The 16,683-nt window shown below is 70.9% G+C and carries 15 protein-coding genes and 1 tRNA gene; 2 read left to right on the forward strand and 14 right to left on the reverse strand.

Going from position 1 to position 16,683, the window contains the following annotated elements; translation table 11 throughout:
• Positions 1-31: 31 nt before the first annotated feature.
• The 14 genes from atpB to lysA form a co-directional block, all read right to left on the reverse strand.
• On the reverse strand, positions 32-820 hold the full coding sequence (atpB, locus tag ABD747_RS11610) for a F0F1 ATP synthase subunit A (RefSeq protein WP_344804598.1): 789 nt from the start codon (positions 818-820) through the stop codon (positions 32-34).
• 30 nt (positions 821-850) lie between these two features.
• Positions 851-1,078 (reverse strand): hypothetical protein, encoded by a 228-nt coding sequence (locus ABD747_RS11615; RefSeq protein WP_344804600.1) that lies wholly within the window; start codon positions 1,076-1,078, stop codon positions 851-853.
• 99 nt (positions 1,079-1,177) lie between these two features.
• Positions 1,178-1,675, reverse strand: coding sequence for a hypothetical protein (locus tag ABD747_RS11620; protein WP_344804602.1), 498 nt, complete (start codon positions 1,673-1,675; stop codon positions 1,178-1,180).
• A 174-nt stretch (positions 1,676-1,849) separates the two neighbouring features.
• Positions 1,850-2,983 carry a glycosyltransferase family 4 protein gene (locus ABD747_RS11625; RefSeq protein WP_344804604.1) on the reverse strand — a complete coding sequence of 378 codons (1,134 nt, stop codon included), beginning with the start codon at positions 2,981-2,983 and terminating at the stop codon, positions 1,850-1,852.
• On the reverse strand, positions 2,984-4,006 hold the full coding sequence (locus tag ABD747_RS26705) for an L-threonylcarbamoyladenylate synthase (RefSeq protein WP_425562512.1): 1,023 nt from the start codon (positions 4,004-4,006) through the stop codon (positions 2,984-2,986).
• Positions 4,007-4,063: 57 nt separating this feature from the next.
• The gene (gene prmC / locus ABD747_RS11635) at positions 4,064-4,933 is read right to left on the reverse strand and encodes a peptide chain release factor N(5)-glutamine methyltransferase (protein ID WP_344804606.1); all 870 of its coding nucleotides are present in this window, start codon (positions 4,931-4,933) and stop codon (positions 4,064-4,066) included.
• Between the two features lie 30 nt (positions 4,934-4,963).
• A complete protein-coding gene (prfA, locus tag ABD747_RS11640) occupies positions 4,964-6,043 on the reverse strand; it encodes a peptide chain release factor 1 (RefSeq protein ID WP_344804608.1) in 1,080 nt (359 codons plus the stop codon).
• A gap of 108 nt (positions 6,044-6,151) precedes the next feature.
• Positions 6,152-6,376: a 50S ribosomal protein L31 gene (gene rpmE, locus ABD747_RS11645; protein ID WP_344804610.1), complete on the reverse strand. Its 225-nt coding sequence runs from the start codon at positions 6,374-6,376 to the stop codon at positions 6,152-6,154.
• A 283-nt stretch (positions 6,377-6,659) separates the two neighbouring features.
• Entirely contained in the window at positions 6,660-8,690 is a 2,031-nt protein-coding gene (rho, locus tag ABD747_RS11650; RefSeq protein WP_344804612.1) for a transcription termination factor Rho, read from the reverse strand.
• A gap of 349 nt (positions 8,691-9,039) precedes the next feature.
• Positions 9,040-9,984, reverse strand: a complete 945-nt coding sequence (gene thrB / locus ABD747_RS11655; RefSeq protein WP_344804614.1) for a homoserine kinase — start codon at positions 9,982-9,984, stop codon at positions 9,040-9,042.
• Between the two features lie 8 nt (positions 9,985-9,992).
• On the reverse strand, positions 9,993-11,072 hold the full coding sequence (thrC, locus tag ABD747_RS11660; protein ID WP_344804969.1) for a threonine synthase: 1,080 nt from the start codon (positions 11,070-11,072) through the stop codon (positions 9,993-9,995).
• 28 nt (positions 11,073-11,100) lie between these two features.
• Positions 11,101-12,444 carry a homoserine dehydrogenase gene (locus tag ABD747_RS11665; protein ID WP_344804616.1) on the reverse strand — a complete coding sequence of 448 codons (1,344 nt, stop codon included), beginning with the start codon at positions 12,442-12,444 and terminating at the stop codon, positions 11,101-11,103.
• 655 nt (positions 12,445-13,099) lie between these two features.
• Complete coding sequence (locus ABD747_RS11670; RefSeq protein WP_344804619.1) at positions 13,100-13,765, reverse strand: HAD family hydrolase; 666 nt, start codon at positions 13,763-13,765, stop codon at positions 13,100-13,102.
• 4 nt (positions 13,766-13,769) lie between these two features.
• Positions 13,770-15,170 (reverse strand): diaminopimelate decarboxylase, encoded by a 1,401-nt coding sequence (gene lysA / locus ABD747_RS11675; protein WP_344804621.1) that lies wholly within the window; start codon positions 15,168-15,170, stop codon positions 13,770-13,772.
• A gap of 99 nt (positions 15,171-15,269) precedes the next feature.
• Between lysA and ABD747_RS11680 the strand changes: the two genes are divergently transcribed.
• Positions 15,270-15,344: transfer RNA gene (locus tag ABD747_RS11680), tRNA-Arg, on the forward strand.
• 40 nt (positions 15,345-15,384) lie between these two features.
• The gene (locus ABD747_RS11685) at positions 15,385-16,659 is read left to right on the forward strand and encodes a glycosyltransferase family 87 protein (protein WP_344804623.1); all 1,275 of its coding nucleotides are present in this window, start codon (positions 15,385-15,387) and stop codon (positions 16,657-16,659) included.
• Positions 16,660-16,683 lie beyond the last annotated feature (24 nt).

Below are 16,683 nucleotides of genomic sequence, written 5' to 3' on the forward strand. Positions count from 1 at the left end.
TCCCTGGTGTGGGTCGAGGGAAGTCGATGGGTCAGTGCTCCTCGGCGATTGCCGAGGAGATGTATTGGGCGGTGAGCACGGTGAAGATGAAGGCCTGCAGCGACTGCACGAAGAGCTCCAGCGCGAAGATCGCCATGCTGAAGACCAGGGAGACCGCGCCGAAGAACTTGTTCACGAACGAGGTGGACTCGAACAGCAGGTACTCGCCGCCGAGCACGAACACCAGCACCAGCAGGTGGCCGGCGAACATGTTGGCGAAGAGACGCAAGGAGAGCGTGATCGGCCGGACGATGATGTTGGAGATGAACTCCAGCGGAATGATCAGCCACCACATGTACCAGGGCACACCCGAGGGCAGGCAGGTCCGCTTCAGATATCCCCACGGGCCGTGCCGGCCGATGCCGGCCGCGTTGTAGACGATCCAGACCAGGCCGGCGAGGCCGTACGCCCAGCCGACGTGGGCGAAGGTCGGCAACAGGGTCAGCGGGAAGACGCCGAACAGGTTGTTGACCAGGATGAAGGAGAACAACGCGATCAGCAGCGGCAGGTAGCGCCTGAAGTCGTGGCCGAGCATGTCGCGCGCGATGCCGTTGCGAACGAAGAAGTACGCCGTCTCGCCGATGTATTGACCCTTGGTCGGGACGAGCTTGTTCTTCCGGGCCATGATCAGCCAGAAGGCCAGCACGATGACCAGCGACAGCAGCGCCTGGAGCATGTACTTGTCCAGCCACGGCACGTTCGGGAAGGGCGGCGGGAAGTCGAAGCTGCTGACACCGGGCGCTTCGAAGCCCCCGGTCTCCAGCGGGATCAGCAGACCCACGCGGGGCCTCCCTTCGATCTGGTCGGACGGTCAGTGATCATCGTCGGCGCCCGCGTCTCTGCGTGCAGGTCGCAGCGGGCCACCGTCGGCACCGCCGAAGCGCTTGATGATCGTGTAGACGGCAAGGGCCGCGCCGAGCACGATCCCCAGCGGAAGCAGGAAGCCCGTGCCCAGGAAGTGATCGCCCAGCCAGCCGAGGCCACCGTAGACCAACACACCACCGATGAGATACGAGAGCACCATGACGCCCTGATCCACGGCGTGAGCCTTGACGCTGCGTTGCGACCGCTCCGCCTTCGACGACGTGCCTTGCTCCCTCATGGCGAGTCACACGGTAGCAGTCGGCTCCCGCGCCGGTCACTGCTCGTCCACGGGTGTCGACGGGGGTTCGTACGGGGTGTCGTAGACATTGATCCTCAGCCGGGAGAAGACGTAGATCTCGACCGCGAGCCAGCCCGCCACCACCGCGATCGTGCTGACGAAAACCGCCATCGGCATCAGTGCCGGCCAGTCGGCACGGTTCTTGCCGTAGGCCAGCAGAACCAGGCCGAGGGCGACCACGCGGCCGGTGTAGCTGGCCATCGAGACGGTCAGCAGGGTGCGCGCGCCGGCGTCGGCGAAGTGCACCATCACCAACTGCCCGACGACGTAGAAGAACAGCACCATGGCCGCACCGAGGGCGGCCGAGATCAGGCCCTTGGCGCCGGCCAGCAGGCCGAAGATCAGCAGGCAGATCGCGGTAGCCACCAGGCCGCCGACGAGGCCGCCGTAGAGCAGTTTGCGCGCCCGGACGACATGGATGCTCGGCCCGGGCGCGCGCTCGGCCTGAGCGGGCTCGTGGCGGGCGGTGGTCATGTCAGGGGAAGCTTTCCGTCGAGGTGGTTCCGGGGCGGATCGGGCGCTGACCTGCCCGGACGAATCCGGTCCTGGGCAGAGATGAAAGTTAACACAAGTGACACTCAGGCTGCCGCGCCGTCCCGCCTCGGAGGCACACTTGTGACGCATTCCACCGCGGGTCCGGCCGATCGGTCAGACGTCGCCCCGCCGGGTGCGGGACTTCGGGTCCACGGGCTTGCCCAGCGTGATCACCAGCAGGATCGCGGCGAAGAGCAGCAGTAGAGCGGCCACCGCCAGCGGCTGCCAGTCGCTGCGACCGACCAGACCGAGCGCGATCACGCCGAAGGAGACCAGCGCCGACCAGCCGTACATCAGCAGCACCGCGCGGCGCTGGCTGTGGCCGCGCTCCAGCAGCCGGTGATGCAGGTGCTGCTTGTCGGCCACGAACCACCACTTGCCCGCGTACGTCCGGCGGACGAAGGCCAGCACCAGATCCAGGAACGGCAGCGCGAGGATCGCCAGCGGCAGGATCAGCGGCAGCACGGTCGGCAGCAGCCGACCGCTGCCGTCGGCGAGCTGAGAGGTGTCGATCTGGCCGGTGAGGCTGATCGTCGAGGTGGCGAGCAGCAGCCCGAGCAGCATCGCGCCCGAGTCGCCCATGAACATCCGGGCCGGGAAGAAGTTGTGCGGCAGGAAGCCGAGGCAGGCGCCGGCGATGGCGACGGTGATCAGGCTGGCCGTGGTGGCCCGGGTGAGGTCCTGGGTCACGGTCAGCAGGTAGGAGTACGCGAAGAAGGCCAGCGCGCCGATCCCGACCACGCCGGTGGCGAGGCCGTCCAACCCGTCGACGAAGTTCACCGCGTTCGAGCAGAGCACGATGAAGAAGACCGTGATCGCGATCGACGCGGTGCCGTCCAGGGAGACGGTCTGCCCGGGCAGCGGGATCCAGAGCATCCGGACCCCCAGCCCGACCGCCAGCCCGGCGGCCAGCACCTGGCCGGCGAACTTCGGCAGCGGCGGCAGGTCGAACATGTCGTCCAGCACGCCGACGACGCAGATCACGGCGGCGGCGACCAGCACGGCCCGGGAGTCCTGCTGGACCAGGGCCTGCCGGCCGAGGAAGGGCAGCTGCCAGGAGAGCAGGATCGCCGCGGCGACGCCGACCAGCATCGCGAGTCCACCGAGATAGGGCATCTCGATGGTGTGCACGTCGCGGTCGCGGACCTTGGCCAGTGCGCCGGTCTTGAACGCGAGCCGGCGGCACAACCCGCTGGTGATGAAGGTGACGGCCGCGGCGATCAGCATCACCAGCAGGTACTCGCGCACTCAGTTCTCCGTGCCCGGTCGATCGGGATCGGGACTGTCGCGCTCGAACAGCGAGGGCTGGTCCGGGTCGACGTCGGGATGGGTGATGCCCAGCTCGTCCGTGGTCGGTTCGTGGTCGGCGGCGCCCGGTCCGGTTTCCACCGGCGCCGGCTCCTCGGCACGGGCGTAGCCGGCGTCCTTCGACCAGACCGGCGCCGGCTCCGCCGGCGGCGGCGTCATCGACACCACCCGCGGCGCCTCCTCGGGCTCGGCGCCGGTCGACGGGCTCTCCTCCACGTCGTGCCCTGAGCCGGTCGAAGGGCTTTCCTCCACCTCGGGCTCGGCCACCGGCTCGTCCGGATCCACCACGTCGGGACAGATCTGCCGGATGGTGGTCACCCCGAGGGCGCCCTTGCGGAGCACGACTCCGGCGTCGGAGGAGGCGAAGTCGACGATGGTGGACGGCTCGCCGTGCCAGGGCCGGGCGCCGCCGTCCAGATAGACCGCGACCCGGTCGCCCAGCTGGTCGACCGCCTGGTCGCAGGTGGTGGCGGCCTTGCGGCCGGAGATGTTGGCGCTGCTGACCGCCATCGGGCCGGTCCGGCGCAGCACCTCCCGGGCCAGCATGTCGTCGGGCACCCGCAGTGCGATGGTGCCCTCGGTCTCGCCGAGGTCCATCCGCAGGCTCGGCTGCGCCTTGCAGATGATGGTCAGCGCCCCCGGCCAGTGCTTCTGGACCAGGTCCCGAGCCGCCTGTGGCACGTCCACGGTCAGTGCCCGCAGCAGCGACGTGTCCGCGATCAGCACCGGCGGCGGCATGTCCCGCCCCCGACCCTTCGCGTTCAGCAGCCGCTGCACGGCGTCGGCCGAGAAGGCGTCCGCCCCGATCCCGTAGACGGTGTCCGTCGGCAGCACGATGCAGTCGCCACGCTCGATCGCCTGGCGGGCCGTCTCGGCCGCCACCTCGATCACGCCCGGGTCGTCGTCGGTGCAGTCGAAGCGCCGGTATCCCGCATCGCCGTCCCCGGCGTCCTCCTCACTCACTCGACCCATCCTGCCAGCAAGTCGGCGGGGACGTGGTCAGGCGAAACGTGCCGCCCGTCACCGTGCCCGCGCCCGACGTACGGCCGTGACGAAGCGTGGTCGCCCGCTCAGGTCCCTCCGGTCGCGGACGGTGTGGAACTCGGTCGAGGCGAGCACCACGCCCGGCGCGGCCTCGCCTTGTGCGTCCGCGTGCTCGAAGCAGAGCAGCCCGCCGTCAACGAGCAGCCGGGCGGCGACGTCCACCAGCACCCGGATCGCGTCCAGCCCGTCGTCGCCGGAGAACAGCGCCACGGTCGGGTCGTGGTCGCGGGCCTCCGGCGCGACGCTGGCATAGGCGTCCAGCGGGATGTACGGCGGGTTGGCGATCACCAGGTCGACCGTGCCGGTCTCCCCCGGCAGCGCCGCGGCCATGTCCGCCACCACCAGTTCGGCGCCGGTGCCGGCCAGGTTGGCCCGGGCGTACGTCGCCGCCTCGGTGGAGAGCTCGACGGCGATCACCCGGGTCGGCGCCGCCTCGGTGGCCAGCGACGCCGCGATCGCGCCCGAGCCGCTACACAGGTCCACCGCCCGGGGCACCCGTCCGGCCGCGATCAGTTCCCGCAGCCGCTCGATCGCCCAGCCGGTCATCACCTCGGTCTCCGGCCGCGGCACGAACACGCCGGGACCCACCGCCAGCTCGTGATGCCGGAAGTACGCCTTGCCGGTCAGGTGCTGCAGCGGCTCCCGGCCCGCGCGGCGAGCGATCAGGGCCTCGAAGACGGCGCGATCGTCCTCCTCAACCGCCGGGTCCAGCAGCAGCCGGCCCGGATCGAGGTCGAGCACGTGAGCCAGCAGCAGCCGCGCGTCGACGGCCGGCGACTCAACCCCGGCCGCGGCGAGCTCGGCGGCGGCACTCCGGACGAGATCACCGGCTCGCGTGGCACTCATCGGTCCACCCGAATGGCACTCACGTCGCCGTCAGGTCGGCTGGCCGACGTGCGCGAGCCGCTCGCTCAGGTCCGCGTCCTGCAGCGCGGCGACGACCGCGCCCAGATCCCCGGCCAGCACCTGGTCCAGGTTGTAGGCCTTGTAACCGATCCGGTGGTCGGAGATCCGGTTCTCCGGGAAGTTGTACGTCCGGATCCGCTCGGATCGGTCGACGGTGCGCACCTGGCTGCGCCGGGCGGCCGAGGCCGCGTCGGCCGCGGCCTCCTCGGCCGCCGCGGTCAGCCGGGCGCGCAGCATCCGCATCGCCTGCTCACGGTTCTGCAGCTGGCTGCGCTCGTTCTGGCAGGACACCACGATGCCGGTCGGCAGGTGGGTGATCCGGACCGCGGAGTCGGTGGTGTTCACCCCCTGGCCGCCGGGCCCGGAGGATCGGAAGACGTCGATCCGCAGGTCGTTCTCGTCGATCTCGACCTCGGTCTCCTCGACCTCCGGCATCACCAGCACGCCGGCCGCCGAGGTATGGATCCGCCCCTGCGACTCGGTCACCGGAACGCGCTGCACCCGGTGCACGCCGCCCTCGAACTTGAGCGCGCCGTACGGCATCGAGTCCGGGTCGCCGGCGGCGCCGGCCTTGACCGCGATGGTGACCGACTTGACCCCACCGAGGTCGGTGTCTTGGGAGTCGAGCACCTCGATCTTCCAGCCGCGGGTCTCGGCGAACCGGGTGTACATCCGGAGCAGGTCGCCGGCGAACAGCGCCGACTCCTCCCCGCCCTCGCCGGACTTGATCTCCATCAGCGCGTCACCGGAGTCGTTCGGGTCGCGGGGGGCGAGCAGCCGGGTCAGCCGCTCGGTGACGGCGTCCAGGGCGGTCGCCAGGTCGTCCGCCTCGGCGGCGAAGGCCGGGTCCTCCTCGGCCAGCTCGCGGGCCGCGGCCAGGTCGTCGGTCAGCCGCTCGTGCTCGGCCAGGGCCTTCACGATCGGGGTCAGCTCGGCGTAGCGCCGGCCGACCTTGCGGGCCCGTGCCGGGTCGGCGTGCACCGCCGGGTCGGACAGCGCTCGCTCCAACCCGGCGAACTCCTCCCTCAGCGGAGCCGCAGATTCGAACATCGCAGAACCTCTCAGAAGAAAGACGAAAGGGGCCGCCCTCCATCGGACTGCGCCGATCGGGAGGGCGACCCCTGGGTCGACGCGAACCCTCACGGGTCCGCGGTCGCGCTACTTCTTCTTGCCGGCCTGCTGCTTGGCGTACCGCTTCTCGAAGCGGGCGACCCGGCCGCCGGTGTCGAGGATCTTCTGCTTGCCCGTGTAGAACGGGTGGCAGGCGGAGCAGACCTCGGCGTGGATGACGCCGTTCGGTGCGGTGCTCCGGGTGGTGAACGTGTTGCCGCAGGTGCAGGTCACCTGGGTCTCCACGTACGTCGGGTGGATGTCGGCCTTCATGAGTTTCTCCTTGATCTGTGGCGGCACCGGGTCGCCTCGAAATCCAGCGGCGTGAACCGGCACCAACGGAGTAGTTTGCCGCACTCCAGGCGCGGCCAACAAACCGAACGCGCCCGGCGCCCGCTTTAGTCCCGGATTTCGTCCCCGTGCGGTCTCGCCTGCCCGCCCCTCCCCCAGCCCGGAAACTGTGCGGCTCCTGCACCGACACGCCGGTGCGAGCTGCGACTACGGCACAGTTTCCGGGACGGGAGCGGGTCTTCGCCAGGGCAGGTGCGGCCGGTGGCTACGAGCCGCCGCCGACGGAGGGGATCGTCTTGGTGATGGCCATCAAGAACTCGGCGTTGCTGCCGGTCTTGCGCAGCCGGTCGAGCAGCATCTCCAGCCCCTGCAGGCTGTCCAGTCCGGATAGGACCCGGCGCAGCTTCCAGACGATGGCCAGCTCCTCGCGGCTCATCAACAGCTCCTCGCGGCGGGTGCTGGAAGCATCCACGTCGATGGCGGGGAAGATCCGCTTCTCGGCGATGTCGCGGCGGAACCGGAGCTCCATGTTGCCCGTGCCCTTGAACTCCTCGAAGATCACCTCGTCCATCTTCGAGCCGGTCTCCACCAGCGCGGTGGCGAGGATGGTCAGCGAGCCGCCGCCCTCCACGTTGCGGGCCGCGCCGAAGAACTTCTTCGGCGGGTACAGCGCCGCGGAATCGACACCACCGGACAGGATCCGGCCGGACGCCGGTGCCGCGATGTTGTACGCCCGGGACAGCCGGGTGATGCCGTCCAGCAGGATGACCACGTCGTGGCCGAGCTCGACCAGCCGCTTGGCCCGCTCGATCGCCAGCTCGGCGACCGTGGTGTGGTCGTCGGCCGGCCGGTCGAAGGTCGAGGCGATCACCTCGCCCTTGACGGTCCGCTGGAAGTCGGTGACCTCCTCGGGCCGCTCGTCGACCAGCACCTCCATCAGGTGGACCTCGGGGTTGTTGGTCGCGATCGCGTTCGCGATGTACTGCATCGTCATCGTCTTGCCCGCCTTGGGCGGGGAGACGATCAGGCCGCGCTGACCCTTGCCCACCGGCGACAGCAGGTCGATGATCCGCCCCGCCATCTGGTTGGGCGTGGTCTCCATCTTCAGCCGTTCCTGCGGGTACAGCGGCGTCAGCTTGGCGAAGTCGGGCCGGCTCCGGGCCTGCTCGGGGTCGGTGCCGTTGATCGTGTCGATCCGGACCAGCGGGTTGAACTTCTCCCGCCGCTCACCCTCCCGCGGCTGCCGGAGCGCACCGGTCACCACGTCGCCCTTGCGCAGGCCGAACTTCTTCACCATCGACAGCGAGACGTACGCGTCGTCGGGTCCGGGCAGGTAGCCCGACGTCCGGACGAACGCATAGTTGTCGAGCACGTCGAGGATGCCGGCGACCGAGACCAGGACGTCGTCCTCGGCCACCACCGGCTCGGACTCGAACCGCTCGACGCTGCCACCACCACCACTGCGGCCGCGCCGGTTCTGCCGGTCGCGGTTGCGCCGCCGGCGGCCACGACGACCGCCGCCGTCGTCGTCGTAGTCGCGGTTCTGGGACTGGTTGTCCCGATTCTGCTGGCCGCCCTGCTGAGCCTCGCGGTTCTGCTGGCCGCCCTGCTGGCCGTCGCGGGACTGCTGGTTTCCGCCCTGCTGGTTGCCGCGACGGTTGCGGTCCCGGTTCTGCTGGCCGCGGTCGTCCCGGTTGTCCTGCCGGGCGCCGTCGGCGTCCTCGCCACCCTCGCGGGCGGTCTCCCGGTTGTCGGACCGGACTTGCTCGGCCCGGTCACCCTGCTCGGCCCGATTGCCCTGATCGGCCCCATTGCCCTGCTCGGTGCGGTCACGCTGCTCGGGGCGGTCACGCTGCTCGGGGCGCTGATCGGGCTGCTCGGCTCGGTCGGAGCTCTCCGCCCGGTCGACGCGGTCGGGCTGATCGGTGCGCTGGGGGCGCTCGGACCGCTCGTTGTGCTGGACCGGCAGCTCCTGCTGCTCCGGCCGTCCCCGGCCGGAGTCGGTGCGATCCTCACTGCGGGGCTGCTCGGCCCGGTCCGCCGGCGGCTCGGCCGCGCGATTGTCGGTTCCGTTGCGCTGCCCGGCGTGGCCGTTGGCGGTGCCGCCACCCTGCGCGGTCCGGATGGCGTCGACGAGCTGGCCCTTGCGCATCGAGCCGGTGCCCTTGAGTCCGAGTGTCTGCGCGAGTTGCTTCAGTTCGGCCAGGACCATGCTCTCCAGGCCGGTGCCCTTGCGCTTGCGCTCGCTGCCGGCATTGGCCGCAGGTGCGCTCGTCACTTCGGCGGTGTCTGTCACGTGTTTCCTTTCAGGACGGCGCCAATTGCGACTCGCCCCTTGTCCAGGGCCCCTGTCGGAGGTAGGGGTCACTGCTGGATCTGTGTCGTTGCGTCGAGGTCGTCTGGCACGTCGGCCCACAGGCAATCGTTCCGGCGACGCGTCGACGATCCGACGCGTTCGAGGTGATCACTGTGCACGAGCCGTGGTCACGACGACCTCGGGTATGCGTACCTGACCGGAATCCGTGGGACTGTCCAGACCGGGCCTCTGGGGATCCGACTCACCGGCAGGCACTATCAGGCTAGCACTACTCCCAACGCGGGTCCCACATTGCCGCCGACTCGCCGCAGGGTGAAAGCCCGCCGGGTCACAACTCCCTTTCTGCCCGCGCCACCACCCGTACGCCGCCCCCGGTCCGCAGCCCCCGGACGGCGAACCCGGGCGTGTCCCGGGCGATCAGGCCGGCGACCTCATCCCCCCTGGTCAGCGCCAGGACGGTGGGCCCCGCACCGCTGATCAGCGCCGCGTGCCCGTCGGCCCGCAACCGGCGTACGAGCTCGGCCGAGTCCGGCATCGCCGGCGCGCGGTAGGACTGGTGCAGCCAGTCCCGGGTGGCAGCCGGCAGCAACGACGGGTCCGCGGACATCGCGTGCACCAGCAGCGCGGCGCGTCCGGCGTTCGCCGCGGCATCGGCGTGCGGCACGGTCGCCGGCAGCAGGCCCCGGGCCACTTCGGTAGCGACCGGCGCCGCCGGCACCCAGACCACCGCGGAGATCTCCGGCAACACCGGCACACCGGCCACCCGGACCGTACCCTCCGGGTCGCGCTCGTCGGCGTAGGCCAGCACGAAGCCGCCGTGGATCGCGGCCGCGACGTTGTCGGGATGTCCCTCGATCCGGTTCGCGTGCCGGAGCAGCCAGTCCGGGTCGAGCGCGCGCCCCGCCAGCGCCAGCGCGCCGGCCAGCCCGGCGACGATGGCCGCTGACGACGAACCGAGGCCACGGCCGTGCGGGATGGTGTTGTGGCTGCGGACCCGCAGGCCCGGCACCTCGACCCCGAGATCGGCCAGCCCGGCCCGCGCGCTGGACACGATCAGGTGCCGCTCGTCGGTCAGTACCTGGTCGGCCCCCTCGCCGGTCACCTCGGCGACGAAGCCGTCCTCGATCACCTCCAGGCCCACCCGGTCGTGCCATTCCAGGGCCAGCCCGAAGCAGTCGAAGCCGGGGCCGAGGTTGGCGCTCGTGGCGGGTACGTCCACCACGGCCCGGGTGCCCACGGCGAGCGAACCGGTCTCCTCCTCCGTCTCCCGCACCCGGCGACTCAGTCGGTCAGGCCGCAGGCCCGCGCCACCGCGTCGACCTCGGTCGGGACGATCTCGGCGGCCACCGACTGCCGGCGCGACAACGCGGTGTCGACGTCCTTGAGCCCGTGGCCGGTCACCGTGACGGTGATCAGCTGACCGGAGTCGACCTCGCCACGGGCGTGCTTGGCCAGCAGGCCGGCAACCCCGGCGGCCGACGCCGGCTCGACGAAGACGCCCTCGCGGGAAGCCAGAAACGCTTGTGCAGCAAGGATCTCGTCGTCACCGACGGCTTCGAAGAGGCCGCCGGACTCCTCCTTGGCAGCGATCGCCAGCTCCGTCGAAGCGGGATTGCCGATCCGGATCGCGGTGGCCACGGTCTCGGGATTGCGCACCGGGTGGCCGAGCACCAGCGGGGCCGCCCCCGATGCCTGGAACCCCCACATGCGCGGTGTTCCGGCTGCCCGGCCGGCCCGCGCGTATTCGGTGTAACCACGCCAGTAGGCCGTGATGTTCCCGCCGTTGCCGACCGGCAGCACGTGCAGGTCGGGAGCATCGCCGAGGGCGTCCACGATCTCGAACGCGGCCGTCTTCTGGCCCTCGATCCGCACCGGGTTGACCGAGTTCACCAGCGCCACCGGGAACTCGTCGGCGAGCGCGCGGGCCAACGTCAGGCAGTCGTCGAAGTTGCCCTCGATCTGGACGACCTTGGCGCCGTGCACGATCGCCTGCGCCAGCTTGCCGGTGGCGATCCGGCCCGCCGGCAGCAGGACGAGCGGTTGGAGACCGCCGCGGGAGGCGTACGCGGCAGCCGAGGCCGAGGTGTTCCCGGTGGAGGCGCAGACCACGGCCTTCGACCCGGCTCCGGCGGCGACACTGATCGCCACCGTCATGCCCCGGTCCTTGAACGACCCGGTCGGGTTCGAGCCCTCGACCTTCAGCCAGACCTCGCAACCGAGGACGGTGGACAGCTCCTCGGCGGGGACCAGCGGCGTGCTGCCCTCCCCGAGAGTGATCACCGGGTCGGTGTCGGTCAGCGGCAACCAGTCTCGATAGCGGTTGATCACGCCCGGGACGGCGTACCCACCGCGCCGGGACATGTCGGGATCGGATCCGGCCTCAGTCATCTCACTCACCCTCGACTCGCATCACACTCGTCACCGCACGGACAGCGTCCAGGTCTCGCAGGTCGTCCACGGTCGCGCTCAGGTCGGCGTCGCTCGCCCGGTGGGTGACGATGACCAGCTGCGCGTCGGCTGCCCGGCCCTGCTGCCGTACGGTCTGGATGGAGACGCCGTGCTCGGCGAAGCACTGCGCGATCTGGGCGAGCACACCGGCCACGTCGGCCACCTCCAGGCTCAGGTGATAGCGCGTGATCACCGAGCCGATCGGGCTGATCGGGCGGGCGGCGTAGGTCGACTCCCCCGGGCCGGACGCCCCGCGCACCCGGTTGCGGGCGACGGTGACGAGATCGCCGAGCACCGCGCTGGCGGTCGGGCCGCCGCCGGCACCCGGGCCGTAGAACATCAGCCGGCCGGCCGAGCGGGACTCGACGAACACCGCGTTGTACGCACCGCCGACCCCGGCCAGCGGGTGCGACCTCGGGATCATGGCCGGGTGGACCCGGACCGACACGGACTGCTCCCGGCCGTCGTCGCCCGAGGACAGCTGGCAGATCGCGAGCAGCTTCACCACCGAGCCCATCTCGCGCGCCGACGCGATGTCGGTGGTGGACACCTCGGTGATCCCCTCGCGATAGACGTCGCCGGCGGTCACCCGGGTATGGAAGGCGAGCGAGGCCAGGATCGCGGCCTTGGCGGCGGCATCGAACGCCTCGACGTCCGCGGTCGGATCGGCCTCGGCGTAGCCGAGCTCCTGTGCCTCCGCCAGCGTCTCGGCGAAGCCGGCGCCCTCGGAGTCCATCTTGTCCAGGATGAAGTTGGTGGTGCCGTTGACGATGCCGATCACCGAGGTGATCTCGTCGCCCACCAGTGACTCCCGCAGCGGCCGGATGATCGGGATCGCGCCCGCCACCGCTGCCTCGAAATAGAGATCGACGCCCGCCTGCTCGGCCGCGGCGAACAGCGTCCCGCCGTCCTCGGCCAGCAGCGCCTTGTTGGCCGTCACCACCGACTTGCCGTGCCGCAGCGCGGCCAGGATCAACGACCGGGCGGGCTCGATCCCGCCGATCACCTCGATCACCAGGTCGACGTCGTCCCGGGTCACCAGCGCCGGGGCGTCGGTGGTGAACAGCGCCGGGTCGATGCCGGCCCGATCGCGCCCGGCGCGGCGCACCGCGATGCCGACCAGCTCGAGCGGTCGGCCGACCCGCGCCTGCAGGTCGTGCGCCTGACCGATCAGCAGCCGGGCCACCTCGCTGCCCACCGTGCCGCAGCCGAGCAGCGCGACCCGGAGCGCGGTCGACCGTTCCGCCTGGGCGTCGAGCGCAGGGGAGGTCACAACGGTAGTCACGGCGGTGCGGTCCTTGCTGTCGTTCGGGCTGTGTCGGGGCCGGTCGGGTGACGCGGCGCGTGCGGAAATCCTTGCGTGCGGGCCGTCGTCCGGCGAACCTCATTGTTCACCATGTGGTCCACGACAGCGGAATTCGTACCACCTGGCGTCGCCCAGCTCCCGTCGTCTCACTCCCGCCCGCGCACTCCGCACGGTGAATATGGCGACTCCGACCCTGCGCGTCAGACCCTGCGCGCGCGGTGCGGACCGAGCCGAGCCAGGTGCAGAGTCGCCACGGCAGGGCTCGGTAGTGACCCCAGCTGCTACTTCGCGCGCCGCCGTGCGACTTCGCTCGCCCTCGACGATGGGCGAAGTCGCTGTTGGACGCGCGAAGTGGGGGCCGGCGAGCGAGTCCCGTTCCCGTCGACGCCAGCAGTCGGCAGACCCCTCGCTGCCCACCGAACAGCCGTGGTCAAGACATCGCAGCCCGCGGCTTTCGGCTCCACCTGTCGCCGATCGACCTCGGAAACGGGAGATAGCGTTTTCCGAGGCAGGTTTCGGTCGCGCGAGGTCGATCGGCGACACGACGCGCTGCGCCGAGCTCCCGAGCGACACGACTGCAGCGCGGGGGCGGACGCTCAGTGCGACACGAGCACCGTCGTCCGCACCGTCGGGGTCAGGCTGGGAGCAGCACCGAGGCGAGCTCGGGGACGTCGTCGGCGACGGCACTCGGCCCGGCGGCCAGCAGCGCCGTCCGGGTCCCGGCGCCCCAGGTCACGCCGACCGTGCCCATCCCCGCGGCCCGGCCGGCCTGGATGTCCACGACCGCGTCACCGACGTAGACGCATTCCGCCGGCTCGACCGCGAGCCGGCGGGCCGCGAGCAGCAGCGGGTCCGGATGCGGCTTGTGCAGTGGCGTGTCGTCCTGGCTGGCCAGGATGTCCACGCTGCCCATCATGTCGAGCGCGGCGAGTCCGAGCTCGATGAAGTCGGCCCGCTTGGACGACACCACCCCGATCCGCACGCCCGCGCCGGCCAAGGCCCGGAGCAGCTCCGGCACTCCCGGCACCGGCCTGATCAATTCGTCGTGGTGCTTGCGGTAGAAGTCGCGGTAGGTGGCCATGGTCGCCTCGGACTCCCCCGGCCGAACCTCCTCCATCAGCAGCCGCAGCGGCCGGCCGATCCAGGACAGCAGTTCGGCTTGCGGCACCGACTCGCCCAGCGCCGCGCGGAAGGAGGCCATGATCAGATCGACGCTGTCGGCCAGGGTGCCGTCGAAGTCGAACAGCACCACCGGCCAGCGCGGTGCGGCCGCGGCCGTCACCCCGTCACCCGGCGTCACCCGGTCATCCGACATCGAGCGCGAGCAGGTCGTCGATGGTCTCGCGCCTGACCAGTGTCGTGATCTCGGCATCCTCCACCCCGACGACCGGCGGCCGGGGAACGTGGTTGTAGTTGCTGGCCATCGAGTGGCTGTACGCCCCGGCGGCGGGCACGGCCAGCAGGTCGCCGGGTGCGATGTCGGCCGGCAGGAACTCGTCGCGGACCAGGATGTCGCCACCCTCGCAGTGCTTGCCGACCACGCGGGACAGCACCGGCGGCGCGTCCGAGCGGCGTGAGGCGAGCGTCGCCGAGTACTCCGCGCCGTACAGCGCGGTCCGGATGTTGTCGCTCATCCCGCCGTCGACGGCGACGTAGAGCCGGCTCGAGCCGCCGTCGAGCAGCACCTTCTTCACCGTGCCGACCCGATACAGCGCGAACGTGCTCGGCCCGCTGATCGCCCGGCCGGGCTCGATGGACAGGTGCGGCACCGCGATCCCGAGCGCCGCACACTCACCGTCCACGATGGCGCGCATGGCGCCGGCCAGTGCAGCGGGGGTGGCCGGGGTGTCGGAGCTGGTGTAGGCGATCCCGAACCCGCCGCCGAGGTCCAGCTCGGGCAGCGCGACGCCGCAGCGGGCGGAGAAGTCGGCCGCCAGCCGGAGCGTCCGGCGGGCGGCGACCTCGAAGCCCTCGGTGTCGAAGATCTGCGAGCCGATGTGGGAGTGGATCCCGATCAGGTCCAGCACGTCGGACTCGTGACAGGCCCGCAACGCCTCGGCGGCCTGCCCGCCGGCGATCGAGAAGCCGAACTTCTGGTCCTCGTGGGCGGTGGCGATGAACTCGTGGGTATGCGCCTCGACGCCGGTGGTCACCCGGACCATCACCCGCGGACGTACCTCCAGATAGCGGGCCAGCCGCTGCAGCCGGCCGATCTCGTCGAAGGAGTCGACGATGATCCGGCCCACCCCGGCGGCCAGGCCGGTCCGCAGCTCCTCCTCGCTCTTGTTGTTGCCGTGCAGCCCGATCAGCGCCGAGTCGACGCCGGCCCGGAGCGCGACGGCCAGCTCGCCGCCGCTGCAGACGTCCACCCCCAGCCCCTCGGCCACCACCCAGCGGGCGACCGCCGTACACAGGAAGGACTTGCCGGCGTAATAGACCTGCCAGCCCGCGAACGCCTCGGCGAACTCCCGGGCGCGCGCCTTCAGATCGGCCGCGTCCACGACGTACGCGGGGGTGCCGACGGCGGCCGCGATCCGGTCGACGTCCAGCCCGGCGACCTCCAGCACGCCGTCCGCGGACTTGTCGACGTTGCGGCTCCACAGCTTCGGCAGCAGCGCGTTGACGTCGTCGGGCACCGACAGCCAGTGCGGCGCGCGCGCGGCCGGGTCGACGTGGATCTCGCCGGCGACATGGATGTGCGTCACGCCCGCCCACTGTGCCAGATCTCCGCCGGGCGCGACCGGCGCAAACAGGTTCCGGCAGCGGCCGTCGAACCTGGTACAGTCCTCTTCGGCCCAGATCCGGCCCCCGTAGCTCAGGGGATAGAGCACCGCCCTCCGGAGGCGGGAGCGCAGGTTCGAATCCTGCCGGGGGCGCCAACGAGGTGCTGTGCGGACGCGAGCACTAGCGAGGGGAAGCATGCTGGGTCGCATCCAGGACTGGTTCGACCGCCGCGGCAACGGGTGGACGGTGCTCGGCGGATGGATCCTCACCCGGATCCTGATCCTGCTGATCTTCGCCCTGTTCGAGCGGTTCGTGATCGGCGACGTCTACTACTACCACCGCAAGATCGTCGCGATGTTCGACGTCGGGCTGCCCCAGACGCTCAACGAGTATCCGACCCCGGTGGCCTGGATCCTGACCATCCCGTACGTCCTCGGCGCCGGCACCCAGACCGGCTACGCGATCGCCTTCATCGCCGGCATGATGGCACTCGACGCCGCGTTCACGTTTCTGCTCTGGCGGCACAACGGGCGTACGCACGACCGGTCGATCAACTTCTGGCTGCTGTTCGTGCTGTTCGTCGGACCGCTGTCCTATCTCCGCTTCGACATCCTGCCGGCGGTGCTCGCCGGGGCCGCGGTGCTGTACGCCCGCCGCACCCCGTGGCTGACCGGCGTGCTGACCGGCCTGGGAGCCGCGATCAAGCTCTGGCCGGCGCTGCTGTGGCTCGCATTTCTCGCGCACCGGCCGACCCGCCGGACGGTGACGGTCGCCTTTCTCGCCTCGGGAGTCGGGCTCGCCCTGGTCAGCCTGGTCTTCGGCGGCTGGAGCCGGCTGGTCTCTCCGCTGACCTGGCAGTCCGGCCGGGGGCTGCAGATCGAGTCGATCTGGGCAACGCCGCTGATGATCGCCCGAGCCGGCGACCCCCGCCAATGGACGGTGGACATGTCGCCGTTCCAGGCGTACGAGATCTTCGGGCCCGGCGTGTCGGTGCTGCTGGTGCTGAGCAACGTCGCAACCCTGCTCGGGCTGGCGGCGATCATCGCGTTGTACGTCCGCGGCTTCCGCGCCAAGGCTCCCGACGCGGTCGCGGTCGGCCTGGTGGTGCTGTCCATCGTCGGCATCATGATCGTCACGAACAAGACCCTCAGCCCGCAGTACCTGCTCTGGCTCGGCGGCCCGATGGCGGCCCTGTTGCTGCTCAAGCGGAATCAGGTCACCGAACCCGAACAGCGCACGATCCGCCGGCTGGCCGGGCAGCTGCTGGTGCTCGCCCTGCTCACTCAGCTGGTCTTCCCGCTGCTCTACAACGGCCTGCTGGGCGGCGGCGGCCGGCCCATGCTGGTGCTGGCCACCGCCGTCACGGCCCTGCGCAACCTCGCGCTGCTGGCCTTCGCCGTCGAGCTGGTGATCCAGGCCTGGCGCTTCCTGGGAGTGGACCGAGCCTCGGTCTCCGTCGAGTCTGCCTGACGCCTGCCCAGCCCGCCGGTCCCC

The organism is Microlunatus ginsengisoli, assembly GCF_039537205.1.
Classification (GTDB): Bacteria; Actinomycetota; Actinomycetes; order Propionibacteriales; family Propionibacteriaceae; genus Microlunatus; species Microlunatus ginsengisoli.

What these genes read in the sequence shown, in the direction of transcription:
- ABD747_RS11620 (WP_344804602.1), bottom strand. Translation starts at nt 1,675, where the DNA reads ATGACCACCGCCCGCCACGAGCCCGCTCAGGCCGAGCGCGCGCCCGGG.
- prmC (WP_344804606.1), bottom strand. Translation starts at nt 4,933, where the DNA reads ATGAGTGCCACGCGAGCCGGTGATCTCGTCCGGAGTGCCGCCGCCGAG.
- prfA (WP_344804608.1), bottom strand. Translation starts at nt 6,043, where the DNA reads ATGTTCGAATCTGCGGCTCCGCTGAGGGAGGAGTTCGCCGGGTTGGAG.
- rpmE (WP_344804610.1), bottom strand. Translation starts at nt 6,376, where the DNA reads ATGAAGGCCGACATCCACCCGACGTACGTGGAGACCCAGGTGACCTGC.
- thrC (WP_344804969.1), bottom strand. Translation starts at nt 11,072, where the DNA reads ATGTCCCGGCGCGGTGGGTACGCCGTCCCGGGCGTGATCAACCGCTAT.
- ABD747_RS11685 (WP_344804623.1), top strand. Translation starts at nt 15,385, where the DNA reads ATGCTGGGTCGCATCCAGGACTGGTTCGACCGCCGCGGCAACGGGTGG.